A 25,435-nucleotide genomic window follows, 5' to 3' on the forward strand; every position below is an offset into this window, starting at 1 on the left:
ATGGCCAATCTCGCTCTCCTGCGTCGGCGCTCCCGCGAGGCGATCACGCCCGAGGTGCGCGTCGCGCCCGACCGGGCGGAGGGCGAGACACAGCTCCTCGGCGCCTCGCGTGAGGAGCTCGCCGCGTGCCTTGCCGCCGCCGGCGTACCGGACGCGCAGATCAAGATGCGCGTCGCCCAGCTCTGGCACTGGCTCTATATCCGCGGCGTCGACGATTATGGCGCGATGGCCAATGTCGCCGCCCCGGTGCGCGCCGCGCTCGCGGATCGCTTTCCGATCGGCTCCGCCGAAATGGTCGACGAGCAGATCTCGACCGACGGCACGCGCAAATGGCTGTTGCGCTTTCCCGCGCGCGGCCCCGGCGCCCCGGTCGAGGTCGAGACGGTCTATATTCCCGAAGAAAATCGCGGCACGCTGTGCGTGTCGAGCCAGGTGGGCTGCACGCTCAATTGCACCTTCTGCCACACCGGCACGCAGCGCCTCGTGCGCAATCTGACCGCGCACGAGATCGTCGAGCAGGTCGTTTTCGCGCGCCGCCGCCTCGGCGATTTCGCAGGCGGGCCCGGCGCGTCCGGCGGACCGGCGACGGGGCGGATGGTCTCCAACATCGTCCTGATGGGCATGGGCGAGCCGCTCTATAATTTCGACCACGTCAAAGCCGCGATGGCGGTCGCCTCGGACGGAGACGGGCTGTCTTTGTCGAAGCGGCGGATCACATTGTCGACATCGGGCGTCGTGCCGATGATCGAGCGGGTGGGGCGCGAGATGGGCGTAATGCTCGCGATTTCGCTCCATGCCGTGCGGGACGAGGTGCGCGACGTCCTCGTTCCCCTCAACAAAAAATACCCGATCGCCGAGCTGATGGACGCCTGCCGCGCCTATCCGGGCCTGTCCAATGCGCGCCGTATCACGTTCGAGTACGTGATGCTGAAGGGCGTCAATGACAGCCTCGCCGATGCGCGGGCGCTGGTGGAGCTCATCCGCGGCATACCGGCCAAGATCAACCTCATCCCGTTCAATTCCTGGCCTGGCTCTCCATATGAGTGTTCAGACTGGGAAACGATCGAGGACTTTGCAGACATCGTGAACCGTGCCGGTTACGCGTCCCCCGTCCGCACCCCCCGTGGGCAGGACATTCTCGCCGCCTGCGGCCAGCTTCGCTCGGAAAGCAAGAAGCTCTCCGCGCGGGAGCGTCGGGCCGCCGAGCCGGCCTGAGGTCCGGCATGTACGCGATTTGGGCCCTCACGGCGCAGGCGATCATGGTGATGATCGCCTACACCACGGCCGCCCTCGCCGCCGGCACCTTCGCGACCTTCGCGATCACCCGCGTGACATTCGCGCAGTTGCAGGCGAGCTGGCCGGCGTTTGTCGAGACCGTCATCCTCATCACGTCGACGAGCATCACCGCCTTCGCCGCCGCCTTCTGGCCGGCTGCGATCGCCGTTGCCATCACCGAGGGGCTGAAGCTGCGCGGCATCGCGGTCTATCTGGCGGCGGGCGGTCTCGTCGGCCTCGTTCAGGCGTTGCCATTGCGGGCGGCCTTCAATGGCGACGCGTTTCCGCCGATTACCCATGAGGCGGTGATCCTGTGCGTCGCGTGCGGCGCGGTGGGCGGGCTCACATATTGGGCGATCGCCGGGCGAACTGCGGGGCGCTGGCTCGAACTGCCTTGGTTCGCCGAGTATCCGCGCTGATCGGACCGCTCGGCCTGCCGGCCTTTCCCGCGTCCTGAACCGGAAACCCGATCGCGAGCGCGCTCCGGCGGGTCTCAGAGTCTCACATTGATGTGTCCGAGCGTGCGTCTCGCGCGCGCTGCCCGGCCGGCGGCGCTGGTTCGCCGCGCCGTGTCGCCTTACCGCCCCTGCGGGTCGTAAAGGCCTCGGCCGGCGCTCCGTGCCTCGTCGGCGAGCGAAGCGAAGGCGTCGGGCGCGTCGGCGGCGGGGCGGGCCCAGCCCTGTTCGACGAGCCAGCGGGACAGGTCGACCCCGGCCACCGTGCAATTGGCGATGCTGGGGCCGTCGGCGGCGGCCGGCGCGTCTGCTGCGGTTTCGGCGCCCGCATCGAGGTCGAGGCAATCGACCGCGCGGCGCTGCACGAGGCGGCGGAGCGCCGTGCGGGCGCGCATCCCGCACGGCCATTCGCGGCCGTCGGCGGTGGTGCATTTGTCGTCCGCGGCCGGCGCGTCGACATGCGCGAGCTCGATCATATGGGTGCGGGCGTTGATGAGGCCGGCGCTCTCGATGATGACCAGGCGATAGCGGGTCGGATCGGGCGCACGTTCCGGCTCGGCCTCGACCACGACCGGCGATTCGGTGCGGGTGAGGGGGCCTTCGGGCGGGAGGCTGATGATGCCGGACTTGTTCAGATAGCGAACGCCGTCCTGGCGCTCGGTCGTGCCGGCCGGGTCGGCGCGTGCGGCCTCGATGGCGGCCTCGCGTTCCCGCGCACGCTGGCGCGCGCGTTCGGCGACGGCAGGCGCGTCGGCCGAGGCGGTCGCGATCTCGTTGCGGGCGGGCATCTCGGTCAGCGCACGCCAGCCGATGAAGCCGAAGAGCCCGAACAGCCCGAGGGCGCCGAGAAAGAAAATGGATGCGATGAGGCTGCGGATCATTGTGCGCAACAAAGCGCCCGTGCGGCGCGGTGGCCGACGGTTGAGGTCACGCTAGAGAGGTGCCCGCATTTCCGCCGGACCGCCGCCACACCGAGGGATCGGTGGGCGTAGCGGCGGATCATCGTCAGGCTGGCAGGATCAGGCGTTCGCCGCGGCCGGGCGCTTTTCCTTGCGCTCGGTGATGCGGGCAGCCTTACCGGTACGGCCACGCAGATAATAAAGCTTCGCGCGGCGAACCTTACCGCGGCGCACCACCTCGACCGACTCCAGCATGGGGGAGAAGATCGGGAAGACGCGCTCGACGCCCTCGCCATAGGAGAGCTTGCGCACGGTGAAGTTCTCGTTGAGGCCGGCGCCCGAGCGCGCGATGCACACGCCCTCATAGGCCTGCACGCGGGTGCGGGTGCCTTCGGTCACGCGTACGTTCACGCGGACCGTGTCACCGGGCTGAAAAGCAGGCAGCTTACGCTTTTCTTCGATCGCCGCCATCTGCTCGCGGTTGAGCTCGTCGATGATGTTCATGTCGTTGGATCCCGTCACGCCGCCGCGGCGGCGCGTTGCGTCTTGATCGCATCTGAAATGCCAGGCCGCTTTGAATAGTGTGTCTCATCCCCTTTGTCGAGGGTGGCGAGACAGGATTCCGGGCTGAGCCGTTATGCGCCGATCCGCATGGCTCATCCCTCGACCGGCCGTTCGTCCACGATAACCTTTCCGTCATTGGGAAGCGAGCCGGAATCGGCGAGCGCGATCGTGCCGGAAAGCTGGGTGACGGCCTTGAGCGTCGCCTCGATCTGGGCGGGGTCGACGGCGCCTTCCACCATCAGGGTCATCGCGTCGGTGTGGCCGGCGCGGGTGACGACGAGGCGGGCGCGGCGGATCTCGGGATGGCGTTTGACGATCTCGGCGATCTGGGCGGGGTCGACGAACATGCCCTTCACTTTGGTCCGCTGGTCGGCCCGGCCCATCCAGCCGCGGATGCGCAGATTGGTTCGGCCGCACGGGCTCGGGCCGGGAAGGTGGGCCGAAAGATCGCCGGTCGCGAACCGGAAGAGCGGAGCCGTCGGCGAGAAGCGGGTGACGACGATTTCGCCGACCTCGCCTTCGGCGACCGGATCCCCGGTCCCCGGGCGGACGATCTCGAGAATGAGACCCTCATTGAGGATCAACCCCTCCCGCGCGGCGCTCTCATAGGCGACGACGCCGAGATCGGCCGTCGCAAAGCATTGCGAGACGCGGACGCCGCGCGCCTCGATCCGGGCGCGCAGGTCCGGCGGCAAGGCGGCGCCCGAGACGAGCGCTGTCGTGAGGCACGAGAGGTCGGCGCCCACCTCCTCCGCGCGATCGAGCAGGATGTTGAGGTGGTCGGGCACGCCGCAATAGGCGGCGGGACGAAGCGCGGCGAGGAGCGGGACGGCCTCGGCCGCGTTGCCCGGCCCCATCGCGAACACCGTCGCCCCGAGCGCCGCGAGCCCGCTTTCGAGGATGAACGCGCCAGGCGTCAGATGGTAGCCGAAAGCGTTGACGGCGAGCATTCCGGGCCGAAACCCCGCCGCGAAGAGCGCACGGGCGGCGTTCCACGGGTCCGCCTCGCGCCCCTGCGGCACGAACACCGGACCGGGAGAGACGAAGATGCGGGCAAGCTCCGCCGGCGGCACGGTGACATGGTCGAGATAGGCGGGCGGGCCCTCGCCCATGAATGCGCTCTTGCGGGTGACGGGCAGGCGGGCCAGCGCCTCGCGGGAGGTGATCGTGGCCGGGTCGACACCCTCGAGGCGGCGGGCCCAGCCGGGTGCCTTCGAAATCGCCTCGGCGAGCGCGCCGGGGAGCGCGGCGAACAGCGCGGCCTCGCGCTCGGCGGCCGGGCGCGTTTCCTCGGCATCGAACGTCTCGGTCATCGGTTTCCCCCCAAGCCCGAATGCCGTCCGAGCTTTGCGAAAACCGGGCAGGGCGGCAAGAGAAGAGAGGCGCACGGCGACGCTGAATTCTTTTTACTTTGTAGCCATTTTAATTTAGTTGCGCGACAAGTCGACGCATGGTTAGAGATCGTCGTCCGAATGGGCCAAAGCGCATGGTGAGGGCGATGACGCGTCTTTTGATTGTGCTGTTTGGGTTGGTTTCGAGCGCGGCGATGGCGGACGAGGCGCTGGTCGCGCGGGGCGATTATCTCGTCAATACGGTGATGGCCTGTGGCAACTGCCACACGCCGGTCGGACCCACGGGGCCGATGATGGACCGGGCGCTGTCCGGCGGCCTTCGCTTCGACATGCCGGCCTTCGACGTCTATGCCGCCAACATCACCCCGGCCGAGAAGACCGGGATCGGAAGCTGGTCCGACGAGGAGATCGCGACGGCGATCGTCGACGGGATCCGCCCCAACGGGATCAAGCTCGCGGCGGTGATGCCGACGGCCTTCTACAAGGTGCTCTCCGAGCGCGATCTCGACGCGATCGTCGCCTATCTGCGATCGGTCCCCGCGGTCGAGAACGAGGTGCCGATGCCGCACTACAAGATGGCGCTCGACGAGCCAGCCTTTCCGGGCGCGGAAACGCCGATCGACGAGGCGGCGCGGGCCGGGGATCTCGTCAAGGAAGGCTTCTATCTCGCGACGATCGCTCATTGCATGGAGTGCCACACCGGCTGGACCGACGGGCACCCCGATCCGGTCAACCGCATGGGCGCAGGCGGGCTCGAGTTGCCCGGCCCGTGGGGGCTGTCGGTGGCGCGCAACATCACGCCGCATCCGACGCGCGGTATCGGCGCGTGGAGCGACGAGGAGATCGTCACCGCGATCCGCACCGGGACGCGGCCTGACGGCACCAAGCTGAAGCCGCCGATGGCGTTCCCTTATTATGCGCATATCGAAGACGCCGATCTCGCCGCCATCGTCGCATGGCTGCGGACGATCCCGCCCCTCGAATAGAGGCGGGGCCGTCGGCGGCCGGCGTTCTCGAGCGGGCCGCCCATCGCGTCAGGTCAGCCAGCGCTTGCGGCGCTTATAATGTTTGACGTTGCGGAAGGATTTCCGCCCCTCGCCGGCGACGCCGAGATAGAACTCCTTCACGTCCTCGTTCTGGCGGAGTTGCTCGGCGACCCCGTCCATCACGACGCGGCCGGATTCCAGGATATAGCCGTAGGTCGCATAGCGCAGCGCGACGTTGGTGTTCTGCTCGGCGAGGAGGAAGGAGACGCCCTCCTGCGCGTTGATCTCGTGCACGATCTCGAAGATCTGCTCGACGAGTTGCGGGGCGAGGCCCATCGACGGCTCGTCGAGGAGGATCATCTTCGGCCGGCTCATGAGGGCGCGGCCGATGGCGCACATCTGCTGCTCGCCGCCTGAGGTGTATCCGGCCTGGCTGGAGCGCCGCTCCCGCAGGCGGGGAAAATAGGCGTACACCTTATCGAGGTCGGCCTTGATGGCGCTCCAACCGTCGCCCCTTGTATAGGCGCCGGTGAGAAGGTTCTCCTCGATCGTCAGGTGGCCGAAACAGTGCCGCCCCTCCATCACCTGAATGCAGCCTCGGGTGACGAGGGCGTTGGGGCTCATTGCCTGAATCGCCTCTCCCTCGAAGAGGATGGCTCCTTTCGTCACGTCTCCCCGCTCGGCGCGAAGGAGGTTGGAGATCGCCTTCAAGGTGGTCGTCTTCCCGGCGCCGTTGGCGCCGAGCAATGCGACGATGCCGCCGCGCGGCACGGTGAGCGACACGCCCTTGAGGACGAGGATGACGTGATCGTAGATCACCTCGATGTTCGCGACGTCGAGGATCGTGTCGCGGCCGGTGGTGGCGGCCTCCGTCATGCCGGCCGCCGGGATCGGGGAGCGCGGCGCGGAGGCCGGCAGTTGGAAACGCGGCGCGGGCGCCGGCAGGGAGAAACGGGGCGCGGACGCCCCGTTCGGATCAGCTCGCGTTCGCGCATGGCACGTCGCGTTGCGGCCAGGGCTGGTTAGCGGCGACGTATTCCTGCGCCGCCTCCTCCAGCATCGGGCGGACCTTCTCGACCATCGGGGAGAACCAATCGGAGATCTTCTCCCACGATTCACCGTTCCATTGCTGAATGTAGAGGTCGGACTGGCCGGCATGGTCCTCGCAGCTCAGCACCATCGGCTCCATGAACCCTTCGAGGCCGATCTCCTTCAGCCGGTCGGCGGAGATGTTGAGCGCCTCGAGACCGTCCCGCACCTCGGCCGGGGTGACGTTCGGGTGGCCGTGCAGCTCCTGGGCGGTACGGATGGCCTCGGCCATGATCAGCGAATTGACGAGGCCGCGATTATAGAGATTTTCGCCGATCTTCGAGCGGTCGGACACCTGGCTGAGGCCCTTGTCGAAGACATGGGTCACGATGTCCTGGATCGCCGGGAACTCGTCTCCGACAGCATGGAAGTTCAGCATCTTGAAGCCGTCGGCGCCGGCGCCGGCGGGGCGCACGTCGTCCTCGCCGGGCCACCAGACGGAGATGAACTTGTCCATCGGGTAGCGCACTTTGGCCGCTTCGCGCACGGCGGTCGCGTTCATCGCGCCCCAGCCCCACATGATCATGTAGTCCGGCCGGTCGCGGCGGACGTTCAGCCATTGGGACGACTGGTTCTGCATGGTGTCGGCCGGGACGGGATACATCGTCAGCTCGAAGCCGTATTCCTTGGCGAAGTCCTCGAGGAGGGGGATCGGCTCGCGGCCATAGCCGGCATCGAGAAAGAGATAGCCGATCTTCTTGCCCTTGAGGTTCTCGATCCCGCCTTCCTGCTCGCCGATATATTTGATGATGGCAGAGGCTGCGTCCCAATAGCTCGCCGGCGGGTTGAACACCCAGGGAAAGACCGTCCCGTCGGCCGCGGCGGAGAGGCCGTAGGCCATCGAGAGGATGGGCGTCTTGTCGACGGAGGCGCGGGGGATGAGCTGGAGCGTGATGCCCGTCGACCAAGGGTTGACGATCAGCGGATTGCCGGGCTTCACCGAGTCGTAGCACTCGACGCCCTTTTGGGTGTTGTAGCCGGTCTCGCACTCCTCGATCCGGATCTTCACGCCGCCGATGCCGCCATCGCGCTGGTTCAGCATCTCCAGATAGTCCCGCATGCCATTGGCGATCGGGATGCCGGAGCCGGCGAACGGGCCGGTGCGGTAGGTGAAGAGGGGGAGGAAGAGTTCGTCGTTCTGCGCCGAGGCGGGGGTGAGGGGCACGGCCGCGGCCAACGCGGCGACGAGACCCAAGACAAGACTATGCTTCATGCTCGCTTCGTCTCCCTATCGACTTATGTCGCGCGGGCTTATGCGCCCGTCGACCGGGAGGTTACGGCATACGAGGCGAAAGGGGAACGACTTTCGCGCAGAGCGTGCAATCGCGTTGTCGTTCGATAGGGGGTCTCAATACGGGAAAGGCCAGACGCGCAGCTTCTGCCGAAAGACCGCCCACAACCTGGCGAGCCCGTGCGGCTCCACGATCAGAATCGCGATGATGAGCGCGCCGACGATCATGAAATTGAGCTGCTCGGCCGTCGCCGCGCCGATATCGAGGTCGAGCGCCGCCGGCAGCATGCGGATGACGATCGGCAGGATGAAGATAAAGGCTGCGCCCATGAAGGAGCCCGCCATCGAGCCGAGCCCGCCCAGGATCACCATGAAGAGGATCTGGAACGACAAGCGGATATTGAAGCTCGACGGCTCCGCCGCGCCGAGCCACAGGAAGACGAACATCGCCCCCGCCACCCCGCAGACGAAGGAGGAGACGGCGAACGCCGAGAGCTTCGCCGCGAGCGGCCGCACGCCGATCAGCTCGGCGGCGATGTCCATGTCGCGGATCATCATCCAGGTCCGTCCGATGCGGCCGCGGATCAGGTTGCCGATCAGCAACGTGAGGACTGAGACGATGACGAGGACTGTGAAATAGCGCGTCAGCGGATCGGCGGTCGGCCCGGTGATGGCGATCCCCGCGAGCGTGCGCGTCGGCACCTCGATCGCGCCCGAGGCGTTGTTGTTGTAGAGCCAGGGGACGCGGATGAAGCACCATTCGAGGAAGAACTGCGCGGCGAGCGTCGCGACCGCCAGATAGAAGCCCTTGATCCGCAAGGACGGCAGCCCGAAGAGGACGCCGATCCCCGCCGAAAAGATCCCCGAGGCGAGGATCCACACGATGATGTTGATGTCCGGGAACGTCGTGGTGAGCTTGTAGCAGGCGTAGGCCCCGACCCCCATGAACGCCCCGGTGCCGAGCGAGAGCTGCCCGCAATAACCCGTCAGGATGTTGAGCCCGATCGTCGCCAAGGCGAAGATCAGGAACGGGATCATGATCGTGTTGAGGAAGAAATTCGACGCAAGGAGCGGGATGGCGATGACCGCGACGAGCAGAAGGATCGCGATCCCGATGCGGTCTTCGAGGAGGGGGAAGGCGGCTTGGTCCGCCGCATAGCTCGTCTTGAATTGCCCGGCCTCGCGATAGAACACGCGCCACGTCTCCCCGATCTGTTTTTGGGCCGGCACGGGCGTGCACCCGGCTGGCCGTTCGGCGCATTCCGCGCGGGATCGCGTCTCGCGTCAAGATGGTGGCGCGGGGAAGGCGCCACCCTTGCGATCGGTGGGGCGTCAGCCGAAGGCGCGGAGGCCGGCGAGCATCGCGGCGCAGACGAGGACGGTGATCGTCGGGCCGAAGCGGAAGCTGAGGGCGACGGCGACGGAGAGCGTCAGCGCCTCGCGCCAGTCGCCGGAAAAGACGGCGGGGGCGAAGAGCGTCGTGATCACCGCCGGCGGCACGGCCTCGAGCGCGACATTGAGGCGGGGCGGGATCTCGGAGAGGCGGCAGAGAATGAGATAGCCGCCGGCCCGCGTCAGGAAGGTGAGCGCGCCGCAGACGAGAATCACCGTCAGGAAACCGTCGGTCATGACGAGCACTTCGCGGGTTGGAGCGCGGGCGAGGCCGCATGATCGGCGGCCCGCTCGGCCGAACGGCCGGGCCCTTTGGGAGTGGCGAGGAGGACGGCGGTCACGATCCCGCCGATGGCGCCGATCGTGATGTGCCAGGGCGGGCCGAGAAAGGTGAGGCCAAATTGCGGGGCGTAGTAGACGAGGATCGAAAGGAGGCCGCTCACGAGGACGGTCGGCGCCCAGTTGGGGCGGGTGCGGAAGCTCATGACGATCGTCAGGAAGTAGATCGGCAGGAACATGTCGAGCGCGAAGGTGCGCGGATCCTCGATCAGGCTGCCGGACACCGCGCCGAGGAACGTGCCGAGCTGCCACATCGCATAAAGCGACAGCGCGAGGCCCAGATAGAGGGGGACGGAAAAGGCCTTCCCCTCCGCCGTGCGCTTCTCGGTGATTGCGAAGACCGGATCGACGAGGAGCGCGAAGAGGGGGAGCTTGGCGCTCCATTTCAACGGGCGGAACACCGGGGTCAGCGCCGCCGAATAAAGCACGTGGCGGAAATTGAGGGCGAGCACCGACAGGAGGATCGACCAGGCCGGAACGTCCTGGCCGAACAGGTCGACTGCCACGAACTGACTGGCGCCGGCGAAGAGGAGCATGCTCATCAGCACCGCGTCGAACGGGGTGAGTCCGTTGCCGATCGCGACCGCACCGAACAGCGCCGATAACGGCACGATGGCCGCGAGGAGCGGAAGGCTCAGCGCGGCGCCGCGGCGGAAGTCTGTGAGGGTGGTCGACTGCGAGTTGAGCACGTTCATCGCGGTACACAAGGCGGGCGACGCCAGCAAGGGGCATTGATGCAGGGCAGTCATCCCCGCCCGCGTCCGACGGGGGAGCGGGCGCCGGGGCGACCGGGAGCGGGGCGGCGCCCCGCCCATTATGCGGCGCGTCGCCCGCGCGGCGGACGGCGGCTCAGCCGGCGGTCTCGCCGCCGGCGGGCGGGGCCTTCTCGGCAAAGTCCGCGCGTTGTGGATTGACGACGCAGAAGCGATGGCCGGTCGGCGCTTCCATGACGATCCAAGTCTGGATCTCGGCGACGACCTTCGCGCCGAGCGCTTCGAGGCGGGCGACCTCGGCGGCCTTGTCGTCGGTCTCGATGTCGAGATGGACGCGGCTGTCATGGTCGACGGCCTGGAGGATCACGATCGGCTCGCCCTCGACCGGGGCGATTTCAGCGTACTTTCCGCCCGGATCGAGCTTGCCCGGCCGGCCGAGCGCTGCGGACCAATAAGCGAGGGCGGCGGGCAGGTCGTCCGTCTTGCAGTCGATGCAGATGGTGCCGAGGCGGCTTTTGTGGGTCATGTCGGTTCCGTTGGTTCGTCCAGCGACGGGCGGGACAGGAGGTTCAGGGCGTCACCCGGTGAGGGGGCGCGGTTCGCCGGTCCACTGGAACGGCGTGCCGAAGGGCGCGGACGAGGCGAAAGGCGGGACCATCGGCGCGATGTCAGATCCGCTCGATGATCCGTTCGCCGAAGAGGCCCTGCGGACGCACGAGCAGGAAGGCGAGCGCGATCATATAGGCGAACCAGCTTTCGATCCCGCCGCCGACGAGAGGCCCCCAATAGATCTCGCCGAGCTTCTCGCCGATCCCGATGATGAGGCCGCCGACGATCGCGCCGGGGATCGACGTGAGGCCGCCCAGAATGAGGACGGGCAGCGCCTTGAAGGCGATGATCTCCAGCGCGAACGAGACGTCCGACCGGGCGCCCCACATGATCCCGGTGAAGAGGGCGACGACGCCGGCGGCGAACCAGACGATCACCCAGATCTGATTGAGCGAAATGCCCACCGAGAGGGCGGCCTGATGGTCGTCCGCGACGGCGCGCAGGCCGCGACCGATCCGCGTCTTGGAGAAGAAGAAGCCGAGCGCGGCGACGAGGGCGAGCGCGATCGCCGCCGCCGCGACGTCGAGATGCTGGAAGAGGATGAAGCCCGGCTCGCCGTCCGGCCCGAGGCCCGCGGGCTCCCAGACCGAGGAGCCTGTGGGCAGGAACAGCGCTTCGGTGACCATCGTCTTCGGTTCGCCGCCGAAGATCAGCTCGCCGAGCCCGATCAGGAAGAAGGTGAGGCCGATCGTGGCCATGAAGAGGATGATGTCCGGCTGATTGACGAGCGGGCGCAGCACCAACCGCTCCACCCCGATCGCGAGCACCAACATGATGCCGAGGCACAGGAGAAAGGCGATCGGCGCCGGTACGCCGAGCTCGACGAGACCGACGAGGGAGAGGGCGGCGAACACCACCATGATCCCCTGCGCGAAATTGAACACGCCGGAGGCCTTGAAGATGAGCACGAAGCCGAGCGCGATCAGCGCATAGAGGACGCCGGCGACGAAGCCTTCCCAAAGAACCTGAATGAAGAAATCCGGGGTCGACGCCATTTGGACGAACGGGTCGACCAGAACTGCGTAGAGCGTCTCCACGGTGCCTCGCTCAATCCTCGACTGCGACCACCTTTGCGGGAGCGGGGCCGAGGGGCAAGCGCTTTTTCATCCTGCGGGCGACTCGGGAGGCGCGCGCGCCGTCAGGTTGCGGCGTCGAGCGCCGCCTGCCGCCGCACGATCTCGGCGTGGGAGATCCGCTCGGTGTGGGTCGAGATCCACCAGGTGTTGCCGGCCATGTCCCGCACGCCGCTCGCCCGGTCGCCATAGAACTGGTCGGACGGCTCCATGACACTCTCCGCGCCGGCCGCGAGGGCCTTGCGATAAATGGCGTCGCAATCGGGGACGTAGACCTGGAGGAAGGCCGAATGGTGATGTTCGGGGGCGCGCGGGTCGCCGAGCATGATGGTCGTATCGCCGAGCTTGATCGCGGCGTGGGCGAGAGTCCCATCCGCCCGCAGGATCGGCTCCTCGATCGGCTCGGCGCCGAACACGGCCTTGGCGAAGGCGATCACGTCGAGCGCCTTGTCGGACACGATGAACGGGCTGACCGTCGAGCAGCCCGGCCAGATATGATGTTGGATCGTTGCCATGGGGCGCGTTCTCCGCATCATGTTCGACCGCAGACGGAGGGGAAGTAGCGCGCCATCGCCCGCCAGCAACGTGTACCCGCCCGATCGCGCCGGATGTCGGCGCCAGATCAGCGCGTTTCGTCGGACAGCGCCTCCGCGAGGCGGGTGACGAGGCGATGGCCGACCTCTTCCTTGGAGAGGCGCGGCCAATCCTCGACGGCGTCGGCGGTGATCAGATGGACGCTGTTGTCCGCCTCGCCGAAAACGCCGGTTGAGACGTCGTTCGCGAGGATCCAGTCGCAGCCTTTGCGCGCGAGCTTGGCGCGGGCGTGCTCGATGACATTTTCCGTTTCCGCCGCGAAGCCGACGACGAGGCGGGGGCGCGCCGCCGATCGGCTGATGGTTGCGAGGATGTCGGGATTTTCCGACAGCGTCAGCGCGGGCGGGCCGGACGCCGTCTTCTTCAGCTTCTGCGCCGCCGCCTCGACGTGCCAATCGGCGACGGCGGCGGCCATCACGGCGATGTCGGCCGGCATCGCCGCCTCCACCGCGGCGAGCATGTCGCGCGCGCTTTCCACCGCGTGCAGCGTGACGCCGGGCGGGGTCGGGATCGTCACCGGGCCGCTCACCAGCGTGACGCGCGCGCCGGCCCGCGCCGCCGCCGCCGCGATCGCGTGGCCCTGGCGGCCGGACGAGCGGTTCGCGATATAGCGCACCGGGTCGATCGCCTCATGCGTCGGCCCGGAGGTGACGACCACATGGCGGCCGGCGAGCCGGTCGTCGCGTGACAGGTGCATTTCGATCGCGTCGAGGATCGCCTCGGGCGCGGCGAGGCGGCCGAGCCCGGCTTCGCCCCGCTCCGCCATCTCGCCGCGTTCGGGGCCGACAAAGCGGACCCCGTCGGCGCGAAGCTGGGCGACGTTCCGCGCCGTCGCCGGGTGGGCCCACATATGCGGGTTCATCGCCGGGGCGACGAGGATGGGCGCGCCGGTCGCGAGGAGGGCGGCGGTGGCGAGATCGTCCGCCCGGCCGACGGCCATGCGGGCGATGATGTCGGCGGTCGCGGGCGCGACGAGCACGAGGTCGGCGGCACGGGCGAGGCGGATATGGCCGATCTCCCGCTCGCGATCGAGGTCGAACAGATCGGTGAGCACCGGCTGGTTGGACAGCGCGCCGACGGACAGGGGGGTGACGAAGCGGGTCGCCGCCTCGGTGAGGATCGCCGGCGTCTCGTGCCCGCGCTCGCGCAGACGGCGGACGAGCTCCAGCGTCTTGTAAGCGGCGATGCCGCCCGAGATCACGAGGAGAATGCGGGCCATCGGGTCACTCGCCGTTGGCGGCGGGCGAAAAGCCGGCCGCTGCTGAGGGCGCCAGGATTAAAGCATCGCCTCGGTCCGTGGGAAGGGGAAGGCGAGGGAAGGGAGGGACGAAGCGGCGGGCGGCGTCTCGGTGCCGTCCCGCTGGAGCCCGGCCTATCCGCCGTTCCCGAAATTGGTCGGCGCCGGCGAGATCACCCTGTTGCCGCCGCCATTCGTCACTTCGTAGACCGCGAGCCCGCGCTCCGACAGGCCGTTGGCGGTGAGGCGGAAAACGCCGTCGACCCCCAGGAAGCCGTCGCGCGCTTCGAGCGAGGCCGGGTTGAACGCGCCCGGCCCGCGCGCACCGACGAGGCCGTTCGCGAGCAGCGCGGCGTCGTAGACGAGCGAAGCGGTGCGCGGCGGCGTGCTGCCGAATTTTGCCTGATAGCGCTGGGCGAACGCCTCGAAGCCGCCCGGCGCGGGGCCGGGATACCAGGCGCCGACGAGGCTCGGCGAGGCGAGGACCTCGCGGTTGCCCCATTGGCCGCTGCCGAGGAGGCGGGCATTGTTCCCGCCATTGCGCAACTCGCGCGCGGCCGCGGCCGGGTCGTTGCCGCCATTGGGCATGAAGACCGCCTCGAACGCGCCGCGTTGACCGAGCCGGGCCGCGCCCGCCGCGGCGTCGCCCTCGGCATAGCGCTCGACCGCGACGACGGAGCCGCCCGCGGTCGCCACCGCCTCGCGGAATGCAGCCTCCATCACGAGGCCATAGCCGTTGTCGGGCACCAGCGCCGCGAAGGAGCGCAGCCCCTGGCCGGAGGCGTAGGAGATGATCCGCGTCGCGTCCTGTCGCGGCAGGAAGGAGAGGAGATAGACCCCGCGTCCGGCGACGCTCGCGTCGGTGGAAAAGGCGATTACGGGGACGGACGCCGCCCGCGCCGCATCGCCCGCGCCGGCCACCGCCGGAGCGAAGACGGGGCCGAGAAGCAGCTCCGCCCCCGAGTTGACGGCGTTCTCGGCGGCGATCCGCGCCGTATCGGCGTCACCCGCGGTGTCGCTGACGACGATGCGGATATTGTCGGCATTGACCTCTTCGAGGGCGAGCGTCGCCGCGTTCTCGAAGGATTGGGCGAGGCCGCTCGCGCTGCCGCCCGCCGAGATCGGCAGGAGCATCGCGATGGTCGTCCCACCATCGCCGATCACCCGCTGCTCGACCGGAGGCGGTGCTTGCGTCACGATGTTGCTCGGCGACGGCTCGTCCGGGCCGCCCATTCCGAAACACCCGGCGAGTGTGCCGGTCAGTGCGATCGTCGCGATGCGCAGTCCGGCGAATATGTTCTTGATCTTGCCCACCCGGCGATCCTCTACCATTGATCGGCCACCTTTCAAGACGGGAGATCCTGTGCCGGAACGAAGTTATGTGGTGGAGGGAGCGCGATTCGTGGCGCCGACGCCCCAGGCCGGCCTTTATATCGTCGCAACGCCGATCGGCAATTTGGGCGATATCACCCTGCGTGCGCTGAAGACGCTCGCCGCCGCCGATGCCGTCGCGGCCGAGGACACGCGTCATACCGGTCGCCTCCTCGCCCACTTCGAAATCGACGCGACACTCGTCCGCTATGACGAGCACGGCGCGGCGCATCAGCGCCCCAAGCTCCTCGCCCGGCTCGATGCGGGCGAATCGGTCGCGCTGGTGAGCGATGCGGGAACGCCGCTCATTTCCGATCCGGGCTATCGGCTCGTGGAAGAGGCGCGGGCGGCGGGCCATGCGGTTCATGTCGTGCCGGGGCCGTCCGCGCCGGTGGCGGCGCTCTCGGTCTCGGGCCTGCCGACGGACGCCTTCCTGTTCGCCGGCTTTCTGCCGACGAAGAGCGCGGCGCGGCGCTCGCGCATCGGCGAGCTCGCGGCGGTGAAGGCGACGCTCGTCTTCTTCGAGGCGCCGCACCGTGTGGGCGCGGCACTCGCCGATCTCGCCGAGGTGCTCGGCCCGCGCGAGGGCGCCGTCGCGCGCGAGCTTACCAAGCGCTTCGAGACGGTGGAGCGCGGCACCCTCGCCGCGCTCGCCGCCCGCTTCGGCGAAGGTGAGACCAAGGGCGAGATCGTCCTCCTGATCGGTCCGCCCGGCGAGGAGGCCGGCACTCTCGACGAAGCCGATATCGACGCGCTCCTCGTCGCGGCGCTTGCAAAGATGCCCGCGAGCGCCGCCGCGGGCGACGTCGCCAAGGCGACCGGCCTCAACCGGCGCGAGCTTTATCGCCGTGCGCTCGCTCTCAAGGAGACGTGAGCGCGGCGCAATCGCGCAAAGGGCGCTTGCCTTCGTGCGTCGAGGGTCGCATGTGGAGGCGGCAACGGGAGACGTTTTATGGCCAAGGTCGTCGTCCAGATGGACCCCATCGGGGGCATCAACATCGCCGGCGATTCCACCTTCGCGCTGCTTTTGGAGGCCGCGCGGCGGGGACACGAACTGTTCCACACGACGCCCGAACGGCTGTCCATGCGCAATGGCGAGGTGTTCACCGTCGTCGAGCCGCTCACGGTGCGCGACGAGGTCGGCGATCACGCGACGCTGGGTGAGAAGACGACCGTCTCGCTGAAGGACATGGACGTCGTCCTCCTGCGCCAGGATCCGCCGTTCGATATGGCCTATGTCACGTCGACGCATCTCCTCGAGCAGGCCGGCTGCCTCGTGATGAACGACCCGGCCGGGGTGCGCAACGCGCCCGAAAAGCTCTTCGTCATCGAGTTCGCCGATCTGATGCCGGACACGCTGATCACCCGCGACCGGGACATGATCAAGGCGTTCCGCGAGGAGTTCGGGACGATCGTGGTGAAGCCGCTTTACGGCAACGGGGGCGCCGCCGTCTTCAAGCTCGCCGAGGACGACCCGAACGTGAATTCCCTCCTCGATTTCTTCGAGGCGACCTTCCGCGAACCTTATGTCGTGCAACGCTTCCTGCCGCGGGTGACCGACGGGGACAAGCGCATCATCCTGATCGACGGCGAGTTTGCCGGGGCGGTGAACCGCGTCCCGCCGAAGGGCGAGATCCGCTCGAACATGGTGCGCGGCGGCGCGGCGAACGCGACCGAGCTCACCCCGCGCGAGCGGGAGATCTGCGCCCGTGTCGGGCCGCGGCTCAAGGAGGTCGGCCTCGTCTTCGCCGGACTGGACGTGATCGACGGGCTTCTCACCGAGATCAACGTCACCTCTCCGACGGGCATTCGCGCGGTGGAGCGGCTCGGCGGCCCCAACGTCGCGGCCATGTTCTGGGACGCCGTCGAGGGGCGGCTCTGAGAGAGGCTGATCGCGCCGGTTGGCGGGACGGTCAGGCCCAGCGGGCTTTGGCGCGTTCGTCGGCATCCGTCGCGTCGACCCAGGGCCCGACGGTGCCGTCGACGAGATGCTCCCGTTTCCAGAAGGGCGCCTCGGTCTTCAGGAAGTCCATCACGTAGCGCACCGCGTCGAAGGCCGCGTCGCGGTGGCTCGAACGGGCCGCCACGAACACGATCGGCTCGCCCACCTTGACGATCCCAAACCGATGGATCGCGACGATCCCGCGCACCGGCCAGCGCGACATGGCGCTTTCGGCGATCCGCGTGATCTCGGCTTCGGCCATGCCGGGATAATGTTCGAGCTCCAACGCGGACAGCCGTCCGGTCTCGCCTCGGCAGAGGCCGAGAAAGGTGGCGATCGCGCCGGTGTCGGGATCGTCGCCGAGGCGGGCGGCGGCTTCGGCGAGGTCGAGCGCCTCGCCGGTCAGGCGAACGTCGATCATCCGCCGGTCATCGGCGGGAAGAGGGCGACCTCGCGCGCGCCGGAGAGCGGCGCGTCGTGCCGCACGTGCCGCTGGTCGAGGGCGACGCGAATGAAGCGGTCGCGTTCGAGCGCGTGGGCGTACTCTTCCCCGCGGCCCTTCAGCCAGACGATCAGCTCGCCCGCGGTGCCGACATCGGCCGGCAGCTCGATCTCCTCTTCCGCGCGGCCGATGCGCTCGCGGACCCAGGCGAAATATTTCACCTTCACGCCTCTTCCCCCCATGCCTTGCGGGTGCCCCAGATATATTGCCAGCCGCTGACGAGCGTCATCACGACGGCGGCCCACAGGATCACCAGCCCGATGACCACGAACGTCGCCGGCGCCCAGGTGAGCGGCGCGCCGATCAAGACGGCGATCGCGACGAGCTGGATCGTGGTCTTCCATTTCGCGAACAGCGAGGCCGGGACGACGATTCCCTTGGTGCCGAGATGCTCGCGCAGTCCCGAGATGGCGATTTCCCGCATCAGGATCAACGCCGCGGCGAGGGAGTTGAGACCGCCGATCGTCCCTTCGGCGCACAGCATCAAGAGCGCGACGCCGACGAGGAGCTTGTCGGCGATCGAATCGAGCATCCGCCCGAACGCCGAAATCTGGTTGAGCTTGCGGGCGAGATAACCGTCGAGCCAGTCGGTGAGGGCGGCCAGCACGAAGACGATGAGCGCCGCGAGACGCACGTCCCCGAACGGCCACACGAGGAGCACCGCGAGCGCGAAGACGCCGAGACAGCGCAGGATCGTCAGGATATTGGGAATCGTTGTCATCGGGATGCCGGTGCGTTGGCCGCGTGGAAATGATCGTAGACGCGCTTGGCGACGCTTTCGGAAATGCCTTCGACCTCGACGAGATCGTCGACGCCCGCCTTCGCGACCGCCTTCGCTGTACCGAAATGGCGCAGCAGCGCGCGTTTTCGAGCCGCACCGATGCCTGGAATGTCATCGAGCGGGTTCGCGGTGAACGCCTTTTTGCGTTTGGCGCGGTGGGCGCCGATCGCGAAACGGTGCGCTTCGTCGCGCAGACGCTGGACGAAATAGAGCACCGGGTCGCGCGGCGGCAGGCGGAAGGGCGTGCGCCCGGCCTGGTGAAATTCTTCGCGTCCGGCATCGCGGTCGATCCCCTTCGCGACGCCGACGAGCGGCACGTCGGTAATGCCGAGCGCCTCGATGACCTCCCTCGCGGCCGTGAGCTGGCCCGCGCCGCCGTCGATGAGGACGAGATCCGGCCAGGGGCCGAGCGTGCCGTCGTCGATGTCGTCGGCATCGGGTTCGGCGTCGCTGTCGCGCGGCGGCGTCTCGCGCGGCGCCTCTTTGAGGAGGCGGGCGAAGCGGCGCGTCAGCACCTCGCGCATCATGCCGAAATCGTCGCCGGGGGTCAGATCCTCCGACTTGATGTTGAACTTGCGATAATGCGCCTTCGAGAAGCCCTCCGGCCCCGCGACGATCATCCCGCCCACGGCGGACGTGCCCATGATGTGCGAGTTGTCGTAGACCTCGACACGGCGGGGCGGGGCGGGAAGGCCGAAGGTCTCGCCGAGGGCGGCGAGGAGCTTTCCCTGGCTCTGCTTGTCGGACAGGCGCCGACCGAGCGCCTCGCGCGCGTTGGTGAGCGCGTGGTCGACGAGCTCGCGCTTCACGCCGCGTTGCGGCACCGAGACGTCGACCTTGCGGCCGGCCTTTTCGGAGAAAGCGGCGATCATCAACTCGCGCTCCGGCACCTCGTGGGAGAGGAAAAGGGCGCGCGGGACGGGCTTGTCGTCATAGAATTGGGCGAGAAAGGTCTGGAGGACGTCGGGCGCGTCGAGCCCTTCGTCGCGCGGGAAGAAGGCGCGATTGCCCCAGTTCTGCCCGGTGCGGAAGAAGAACACCTGGACGCACGTCTCGCCGCCGTCCTGATGGACGGCGAACACATCCGCCTCCTCGACGCCTTGGGCGTTGATCCCCTGGTGGCTGTCGACATGGGAGAGCGAGGCGAGACGGTCGCGGATGCGGGCCGCGCGCTCGAATTCGAGCGCGTCGGCGGCCGTCTCCATTTCGGCGCCGAGCTTCTTGCGGATCGCCTGCGACTTGCCCGACAGGAACGCCTTCGCCTCACCGACGAGGTCGCCATAATCGGCGAGCGAGATTTCGCCGGTGCATGGCGCCGAGCAGCGCTTGATTTGGTAGAGCAGGCACGGCCGCGTCCGCGTCTCGTACACCGAATCGGAGCAGGAGCGGATGAGGAAGGCCTTCTGCAGCGCGTTGATCGTCCGGTCGACGGCGCCGGCGGAGGCGAAGGGGCCGAAATAGTTGCCCTTCCGCGAGTGTGCGCCGCGATGCTTCAGGATCTGCGGCGCCTCGTGATCGCCCGTGAGGAGGATATAAGGGAACGACTTGTCGTCCCGCAGGAGCACGTTGTAGCGCGGGCGGAAGCGCTTGATGAGGTTCGCCTCGAGCAGAAGCGCCTCGGTCTCCGTGTTGGTGGTGACGAACTCCATCGCGACGGTGCGGTTGACCATCGACATCAGCCGCGCTGACAGACCCACCGGGCGCGAGTAGCTGACGACGCGCTTTTTGAGATTGCGCGCCTTCCCGACATAAAGAACGTCGCCCGCTTCATCGAGCATCCGGTAGACACCGGGCGCGTTCGGCAGGCGCTTCACCGTTTCGGCGATGAGTTCGAAGCCGGTCGCCTCGCTCGTCGGCCGGCGGAAGCGGACCTCTTCGCCGCCGGCGCCACGAGCGGTGCCGTGATCCGGTGCATCGATGATTCGGGTGGGTTGATCCATGTCCTTCAATCTGGCGTCCCAATGCGGCCGCTGCAATCGCCGAGCGCTGGTTGTGGGTGGTGGGCGGTGCTGATAACAATCAAAAGAGGACGAAATATTTTCTGCAATCAAAGGTTGACATAGCGTCGTCATTTGCGTTCAGTTTCGCTAGGGCGCGATTCAAAGGGACGGCAGAGAAATGGCGACACATCATCCGGAAAAAGCCGATAAGTTCCGCGAAGCGGCCATTCGGCGCGTGCGGAACGTGGAAACGACATTGCGGCGGGTCCGCAATTTGTCGAACCCGTCTTCCTACAGCTACACGGAGGACGAGATCGAACGGATCTTCGAGCACCTTCAATCCGTCCTCGACCGGACGCGGGACAGCTTTTCCCGGCCGCAGGGACGGGAGCAATTCTCTCTTTGATCCATTCATTCAGGGACGACGGCGTCCGGGGTCCGCCAGGCGAGGTGCTGCCCCCCGTCGAGGGCGATCATCTGGCCGGTGATCGAGGGCGTGGCGTGAAGAAAGCGTATCGTCGCGCCGAACTCGTCGAGTTGCGGAGCCGTATGGAGGGGGAGCGTTGCGACGAGGTCGGCAAACTCCCTCTCCGTTTGCGCCGCTGACTTCAGCACCGGCCCCGGCCCGAGCGCGACGACGCGAATGTCGGGCGCGAGGGCTTGAGCCAATGTCTGGGTCAGCCACCACAGCGTCGCCTTGGAGGCGCTGTAGCTGAGATAAAGCGGCGTCGGCTTCCACACCCGCTGGTCGATCATGTTGACGACGAGGCCGCGGCATCCGGCAGCGGCGAATGCGCGGGTGAGATGGGCGGGCGCTTCGGCATTGATCGCCATCTGCCGCCGCCACCGCGCGGAGGCGAGGTCCGCGATCGTGTCGGCCTCGAACACCGATGCGTTGTTGACGAGGAGGGAGAGCGGGCCGACCGCCTCGATCGCCGCCGGCAACAGCGTCTCGACCGAGGCGGGATCGGTGAGGTCGGCACGCACCGTCGCCGTCTTCACGCCGTGCGTCTCGGCGAGCTCGACCGCGAGTTTGCGCGCGGCCGCGTCGGAGCGGTTCGCGTGGATCACGACATCGTAACCGTGGGCGGCAAGGTCGGTGGCGATCGCGCGCCCGATGCGGTGGGCGGCTCCCGTCACGAGGGCGCGGCGTGGTGGGGTCGTCAATTTCGTCTCGTTCTTTGTGGCGCGACGGGAGGAGAATACCGGGAGAAGCGGCGAAATTGCGCCGCCGATCTAGAGGTCATTCGCAGCTCGGACGCAACGGGTGGCGACCGTCCGCCCGGCGCCTCGGACGGCGCCTCGCCGACTTCGGCCGCCGCCGTTCGCCCCTCGCGTCCCCATGCGGGGCCCATGCGCTCGCTCTCGGTCGAGCGCCTGGCGCACCATCACGGACGCATCATCCGAGGGGGACGACTTGACGCGGGGGTGATGACAGGCTTTGCCCCAGGGACAGGCCACGAGGCTTCCGCCGGTCCATGACAGCCACGATACGATTTCCTGAGGCACACGCCTTCCGATTGCCGCAGATCGACCGCCTCGCACCGGGAACGGTCGTCGCGGCGATCCTTCTTTATGTCGCGGCGCTCTTTGTGCTTCGCCTGTCGCTCTCGCCCTTTCTCGAGATCGACGAGGCGCAGTTCATGGGCGCTGTCGATTTCCGCCTCGTCTACGACAACTCGCATCCGCCACTTTATAATTGGCTCGTTCGCGTCGCGCTCGATCTGACGGGGTGGCGCTGGGCGCTCGCCGTCGCGTTGGTGAAGGCCGCGCTCCTCGCCGCGACGCATCTTTTCATCTTCGATGCGGCGCGGCGGCTGCTCGGCACCGGCGGCGGCATCGTCGCGCTCGCCGCGGCGGCTCTGCTGCCGCAGGTGAGCTGGATGTCGGCCCATACGCTCGCCCATTCCGTCCTCGTGATGGCCGCCGCCGCGGCGGTGGTGAACGCACTGGTGCGCATCGCGGTGCGGCCGAGCGCGCCGGCGTTCGCACTGCTCGGCCTCGCGGCCGGCATCGGCGCGATCGCGAAGTTCAACATGGCGCTGCTTCTCGTCCCGCTGGCGATCGCGATCGCGACGGATCCGTTCATGCGCGAGCGCTTCCACCGGACCGCGGCGCTGCTTGCCCCGCTGATCGGCCTCGTGATCGCGACGCCGGCCTGGATCGCCGCCGCGCTCGATTTCGCCGACTCGACCGAGCGGATGGAAAAGCTCTACCGCCACAACGTCTTCGAGATCGTCGACCTTCCGGTCCTCGGCATCGACGGCGTTCTGATGCTCACCCTCGCGATCCTCGCTTGGGGTGGCGTCGTGCTCGCCCTCATCGCCGCCTTCGGCGAAACGCCCGAGCATCAAGGCGAAATCGCGACCTCGGTGCGCCGCGTCCTGTGGCGCACGATCGGGATCGGGCTCGTCCTCACCTTCGTCTTCGTGCTCGGCAGCGATATGTCGGCCGTCGCCGAGCGCTATCTGACGCCGCTCCTGATGCCACTGCCGCTGCTCGCGGCGCTGGCGCTCTCGTCCTGGCGGTGGCGCGGCGTGCTGGTGGTCGCCGGTGCGCTCGCCTTCGTGGCGGTGCTGTTCGGGATGGTCGGGATGGTGGCCTTCGACAAACACCGTTGGGCGCGGCCCTATGATGCGGTCGGCGCGGCGATCGCGGCCGACGCGCCGGACGGACGGATCACGGTCGCCTCGCCGGTGCCCGATCTCGCCGCGAACGTCACGCTGGCGCTGCGCCGGGCGGGGCGCCAGGCGGTGGTGGAGGGGGACCGGCTCGCCGAGCAAGGCCCGCTCCTCGTGCTCCTCTGGCTGGGTCACGACCCGTTGCCGGCGGGCGAGTGGGAGGCGCCGGGGCCGCTCTGTCCGGTCGCGACGCTGACGCCCGACCCGAAACTCCTCAACCTCACGGGCCGCACAATGCCCGTCACCGCCGCGATCTATCGGCGGGGGACCTGTCCGGCCGGATAAAGCGCCGCAGGCCGGGGCCGTCCGGTCCGCATCTCGATCGGGGCGGGCGCGCTTGGCACCGCGGCGCACGGCGATCGATGACGCCTGGCGGTCGCGGCTTGCGTCACGCGCGCGCTCGGCGCGCAGTGCGCGGCGGCGCCGGGGAGCGGCGCCGCCGGTTCGGCTCAGGCCGCGGCGTCGGCGGCTTCGAGCTCGTCGATCAGGCCGGCGATCACCGCGAGGCCCTTTTGCCAGAAGGCGGGGTCGCGCGCATCGAGGCCGAAGGGCGTGAGAAGCTCGGAATAATGCTTCGTGCCGCCGGCGGCGAGGAGCGCGAAATACTTGTCCGCGAAGCCGTCCTGGCTGGTCTCGTAGACGCCGTAGAGCGAGTTCACCATGCAATCGCCGAACGCGTAGGCGTAGACATAGAACGGCGCGTTGATGAAGTGCGGGACGTAGGACCAGAACACCTCGTACCCGTCGGACAGGCGCACCGCCGGACCGAGCGACTCGGTCTGCACCTTCAGCCACAATTGGCCGAGGCGCTCGGAGGTGAGCTCGCCCTCACGCCGCTCGGTGTGGACGTGGCGCTCGAAGGTGTAGAACGCGATCTGCCGCACCACGGTGTTGATCATGTCCTCCACCTTGGAGGCGAGCATCACGCGCCGCGTCCGGGCGTCGGGCGCCGCGTCGAGGAGGCGGCGGAAGGTCAGCATCTCGCCGAACACCGAGGCGGTCTCGGCGAGCGTCAACGGCGTCGGCGCCATCAAGGCCCCGTTCGGCGCGGCGAGGATCTGATGCACGCCGTGGCCGAGCTCGTGGGCGAGCGTCATCACGTCCCGCGTGCGGCCCTGATAATTGAGGAGCACATAGGGATGCGCCGACGGCACCGTCGGATGCGAAAAGGCGCCGGGCGCCTTGCCGGGCCGCACCGGCGCGTCGATCCAGGGCTTGTCGAAGAAGTTCTTCGCAAGGTCGGCGAGCTTGGGCGAGAAGTCGCCATAGGCGGAAAGGACGATGTCCTTCGCGTCGTCCCAGGGGATCGTGCGGTCGTCGGCGTCGGGGAGGGGGGCGTTGCGGTCCCACGTGTCGAGCGCGTCCTTGCCGAACCAGCGGGCCTTCATCGCATAATAGCGATGGGACAGGTTCGGGTAGGCCTCGCGCACGGCCGATACCAGCGCGTCGACGACCTCACCCTCCACGCGGTTCGCGAGATGGCGTGAATCGGCGACATCCTTGAAGCCGCGCCAGCGGTCGGAGATCTCCTTGTCCTTCGCGAGGGTGTTGGTGATCAGCGTGAAGGTGCGCTCGCTGCCCTTGAGGGCGGCGCCGATCCCCTCGGACGCCGTCTTGCGGACGGCCTCTTTCGGATCGAGCAGATTGTTGAGCGCCTCCTCGAGCGTCACCTTCTCCTCGCTGCCGACATCGACGCGCAGCGCGGCGATCGTCTCGTCGAAGAGGCGGGACCAGGCGCTGCGGGAGGGCACCGACTTGTCGAGGAAGAGCCGCTCGATATCGTCGGAGAGCTGGAAAGGCCGCTCCTTGCGCAGATCCTCGATGAAGGGGCGATAATGGCCGGCCGCCGCGTCGGCGAGCGCCGTCTCCATCGCCGCATCGTCGATCCGGTTGAGCTCGAGCAGGAAGAAGAGAAGGTGCGCGGAAAGCTGGGTCAGCTTGTCCGACACGTCGCCATAGGTCTTGGCGTAGGCCGGGTTCGTCGTGTCGGTCGCATAGAGGAGGCCGGCATAGGAGCCGATGCGGCCCATGCGGTCCTCGAGCCCCTCATAACGCTTGAGCGCCGCGGCGAGTTTGGCGCCGCCGCCCGCTCCAGCAATCATCTCGGCGAGCTTGCCTTTATATGCGCCCTCGAAGGCGCGTGAATCGTCGGCGAGGGAGGAAAGGTCGTTGGCGAGCGCCGGCGCGTCGGGCGAGGCGTAGAAATCGCTGAGATCCCACTCGGGCAGGCTTCCGAGCGGTGTGCCCCCGCTCGCCCGGTCGACTGTCTCATGTGGCAAAATTGCGCGTGTCGCGTGCAAAGTCATCGGGAAGCCTTCAACGGAATGTGAGGCGGCGGTCTTCAGCCGCCGGACCAATGCTATCTGTCAGCTCCATAGATGGCCATGGGTTTGCGATTGTAAGGCCGGAG

General features: G+C 68.0%; 26 protein-coding genes. 7 read left to right on the forward strand and 19 right to left on the reverse strand.

Annotation, left to right across the window (positions count from 1 at the left end; all coding sequences use genetic code 11):
- Both rlmN and L1787_RS01780 read left to right on the forward strand, forming a co-directional pair.
- Complete coding sequence (gene rlmN / locus L1787_RS01775) at positions 1-1,215, forward strand: dual-specificity RNA methyltransferase RlmN (RefSeq protein WP_235706763.1); 1,215 nt, start codon at positions 1-3, stop codon at positions 1,213-1,215.
- Between the two features lie 8 nt (positions 1,216-1,223).
- Positions 1,224-1,694, forward strand: coding sequence for a hypothetical protein (locus tag L1787_RS01780; protein ID WP_235706764.1), 471 nt, complete (start codon positions 1,224-1,226; stop codon positions 1,692-1,694).
- A 158-nt stretch (positions 1,695-1,852) separates the two neighbouring features.
- On the opposite strand, the gene L1787_RS01785 is transcribed toward L1787_RS01780, so the two are convergent.
- The 3 genes from L1787_RS01785 to L1787_RS01795 all read right to left on the reverse strand — a co-directional run bounded on the left by L1787_RS01785 (position 1,853) and on the right by L1787_RS01795 (position 4,506).
- Entirely contained in the window at positions 1,853-2,611 is a 759-nt protein-coding gene (locus tag L1787_RS01785; RefSeq protein ID WP_235706765.1) for a thermonuclease family protein, read from the reverse strand.
- A gap of 138 nt (positions 2,612-2,749) precedes the next feature.
- Complete coding sequence (gene rplS / locus L1787_RS01790) at positions 2,750-3,133, reverse strand: 50S ribosomal protein L19 (protein ID WP_235706766.1); 384 nt, start codon at positions 3,131-3,133, stop codon at positions 2,750-2,752.
- Between the two features lie 152 nt (positions 3,134-3,285).
- On the reverse strand, positions 3,286-4,506 hold the full coding sequence (locus L1787_RS01795) for a phenylacetate--CoA ligase family protein (RefSeq protein WP_235706767.1): 1,221 nt from the start codon (positions 4,504-4,506) through the stop codon (positions 3,286-3,288).
- A 185-nt stretch (positions 4,507-4,691) separates the two neighbouring features.
- Between L1787_RS01795 and L1787_RS01800 the strand changes: the two genes are divergently transcribed.
- Positions 4,692-5,531, forward strand: coding sequence for a c-type cytochrome (locus L1787_RS01800; RefSeq protein WP_235706768.1), 840 nt, complete (start codon positions 4,692-4,694; stop codon positions 5,529-5,531).
- A gap of 48 nt (positions 5,532-5,579) precedes the next feature.
- On the opposite strand, the gene L1787_RS01805 is transcribed toward L1787_RS01800, so the two are convergent.
- The 10 genes from L1787_RS01805 to L1787_RS01850 form a co-directional block, all read right to left on the reverse strand.
- The gene (locus L1787_RS01805; RefSeq protein ID WP_235706769.1) at positions 5,580-6,407 is read right to left on the reverse strand and encodes an ABC transporter ATP-binding protein; all 828 of its coding nucleotides are present in this window, start codon (positions 6,405-6,407) and stop codon (positions 5,580-5,582) included.
- A 100-nt stretch (positions 6,408-6,507) separates the two neighbouring features.
- The gene (locus L1787_RS01810; protein ID WP_235706770.1) at positions 6,508-7,833 is read right to left on the reverse strand and encodes an ABC transporter substrate-binding protein; all 1,326 of its coding nucleotides are present in this window, start codon (positions 7,831-7,833) and stop codon (positions 6,508-6,510) included.
- A gap of 135 nt (positions 7,834-7,968) precedes the next feature.
- A complete protein-coding gene (locus L1787_RS01815) occupies positions 7,969-9,045 on the reverse strand; it encodes a branched-chain amino acid ABC transporter permease (protein WP_235707149.1) in 1,077 nt (358 codons plus the stop codon).
- Between the two features lie 138 nt (positions 9,046-9,183).
- On the reverse strand, positions 9,184-9,480 hold the full coding sequence (locus L1787_RS01820) for an AzlD family protein (protein ID WP_235706771.1): 297 nt from the start codon (positions 9,478-9,480) through the stop codon (positions 9,184-9,186).
- Entirely contained in the window at positions 9,477-10,277 is an 801-nt protein-coding gene (locus L1787_RS01825; protein ID WP_235706772.1) for an AzlC family ABC transporter permease, read from the reverse strand. Before L1787_RS01825 ends, L1787_RS01820 begins: the two co-directional genes overlap by 4 nt.
- Positions 10,278-10,431: 154 nt before the next feature.
- Positions 10,432-10,821, reverse strand: a complete 390-nt coding sequence (locus tag L1787_RS01830; protein ID WP_235706773.1) for a VOC family protein — start codon at positions 10,819-10,821, stop codon at positions 10,432-10,434.
- Between the two features lie 142 nt (positions 10,822-10,963).
- Complete coding sequence (locus tag L1787_RS01835; RefSeq protein WP_235706774.1) at positions 10,964-11,941, reverse strand: branched-chain amino acid ABC transporter permease; 978 nt, start codon at positions 11,939-11,941, stop codon at positions 10,964-10,966.
- A gap of 101 nt (positions 11,942-12,042) precedes the next feature.
- Positions 12,043-12,492 (reverse strand): VOC family protein, encoded by a 450-nt coding sequence (locus tag L1787_RS01840; protein WP_235706775.1) that lies wholly within the window; start codon positions 12,490-12,492, stop codon positions 12,043-12,045.
- Positions 12,493-12,599: 107 nt separating this feature from the next.
- Positions 12,600-13,790, reverse strand: coding sequence for a bifunctional phosphopantothenoylcysteine decarboxylase/phosphopantothenate--cysteine ligase CoaBC (gene coaBC, locus L1787_RS01845; protein ID WP_235706776.1), 1,191 nt, complete (start codon positions 13,788-13,790; stop codon positions 12,600-12,602).
- 153 nt (positions 13,791-13,943) lie between these two features.
- Positions 13,944-15,122, reverse strand: a complete 1,179-nt coding sequence (locus L1787_RS01850; protein ID WP_235706777.1) for a penicillin-binding protein activator — start codon at positions 15,120-15,122, stop codon at positions 13,944-13,946.
- 88 nt (positions 15,123-15,210) lie between these two features.
- Between L1787_RS01850 and rsmI the strand changes: the two genes are divergently transcribed.
- Both rsmI and gshB read left to right on the forward strand, forming a co-directional pair.
- On the forward strand, positions 15,211-16,053 hold the full coding sequence (gene rsmI, locus L1787_RS01855; RefSeq protein WP_235706778.1) for a 16S rRNA (cytidine(1402)-2'-O)-methyltransferase: 843 nt from the start codon (positions 15,211-15,213) through the stop codon (positions 16,051-16,053).
- A 78-nt stretch (positions 16,054-16,131) separates the two neighbouring features.
- Entirely contained in the window at positions 16,132-17,061 is a 930-nt protein-coding gene (gshB, locus tag L1787_RS01860; protein WP_235706779.1) for a glutathione synthase, read from the forward strand.
- A 31-nt stretch (positions 17,062-17,092) separates the two neighbouring features.
- On the opposite strand, the gene L1787_RS01865 is transcribed toward gshB, so the two are convergent.
- From L1787_RS01865 to uvrC, 4 genes are read right to left on the reverse strand one after another with little or no spacing between them, the layout of a single operon-like run.
- Positions 17,093-17,542 carry a molybdenum cofactor biosynthesis protein MoaE gene (locus L1787_RS01865; RefSeq protein ID WP_235706780.1) on the reverse strand — a complete coding sequence of 150 codons (450 nt, stop codon included), beginning with the start codon at positions 17,540-17,542 and terminating at the stop codon, positions 17,093-17,095.
- Positions 17,539-17,790 (reverse strand): molybdopterin converting factor subunit 1, encoded by a 252-nt coding sequence (gene moaD / locus L1787_RS01870; RefSeq protein WP_235706781.1) that lies wholly within the window; start codon positions 17,788-17,790, stop codon positions 17,539-17,541. Before moaD ends, L1787_RS01865 begins: the two co-directional genes overlap by 4 nt.
- Positions 17,787-18,344 (reverse strand): CDP-diacylglycerol--glycerol-3-phosphate 3-phosphatidyltransferase, encoded by a 558-nt coding sequence (pgsA, locus tag L1787_RS01875; RefSeq protein ID WP_235706782.1) that lies wholly within the window; start codon positions 18,342-18,344, stop codon positions 17,787-17,789. The genes moaD and pgsA overlap by 4 nt, the downstream gene beginning before the upstream one ends.
- Positions 18,341-20,344, reverse strand: coding sequence for an excinuclease ABC subunit UvrC (gene uvrC / locus L1787_RS01880; RefSeq protein ID WP_235706783.1), 2,004 nt, complete (start codon positions 20,342-20,344; stop codon positions 18,341-18,343). Before uvrC ends, pgsA begins: the two co-directional genes overlap by 4 nt.
- Positions 20,345-20,522: 178 nt before the next feature.
- On the opposite strand from uvrC, the gene L1787_RS01885 reads away from it, so the two are divergent.
- Entirely contained in the window at positions 20,523-20,750 is a 228-nt protein-coding gene (locus L1787_RS01885) for a hypothetical protein (protein ID WP_235706784.1), read from the forward strand.
- Positions 20,751-20,755: 5 nt separating this feature from the next.
- Here the strand turns inward: L1787_RS01885 and L1787_RS01890 are convergent, their stop codons facing one another.
- A complete protein-coding gene (locus tag L1787_RS01890) occupies positions 20,756-21,511 on the reverse strand; it encodes an SDR family oxidoreductase (RefSeq protein WP_235706785.1) in 756 nt (251 codons plus the stop codon).
- Positions 21,512-21,822: 311 nt separating this feature from the next.
- On the opposite strand from L1787_RS01890, the gene L1787_RS01895 reads away from it, so the two are divergent.
- Positions 21,823-23,310 carry a glycosyltransferase family 39 protein gene (locus tag L1787_RS01895; RefSeq protein ID WP_235706786.1) on the forward strand — a complete coding sequence of 496 codons (1,488 nt, stop codon included), beginning with the start codon at positions 21,823-21,825 and terminating at the stop codon, positions 23,308-23,310.
- A gap of 164 nt (positions 23,311-23,474) precedes the next feature.
- Here L1787_RS01895 and L1787_RS01900 read toward each other — a convergent pair whose 3' ends face one another.
- Positions 23,475-25,331 carry a M3 family oligoendopeptidase gene (locus tag L1787_RS01900; protein WP_235706787.1) on the reverse strand — a complete coding sequence of 619 codons (1,857 nt, stop codon included), beginning with the start codon at positions 25,329-25,331 and terminating at the stop codon, positions 23,475-23,477.
- Between the last annotated feature and the right edge of the window lie 104 nt (positions 25,332-25,435).

It is taken from the genome of Acuticoccus kalidii, from assembly GCF_021556395.1.
GTDB lineage: Bacteria > Pseudomonadota > Alphaproteobacteria > Rhizobiales > Amorphaceae > Acuticoccus > Acuticoccus kalidii.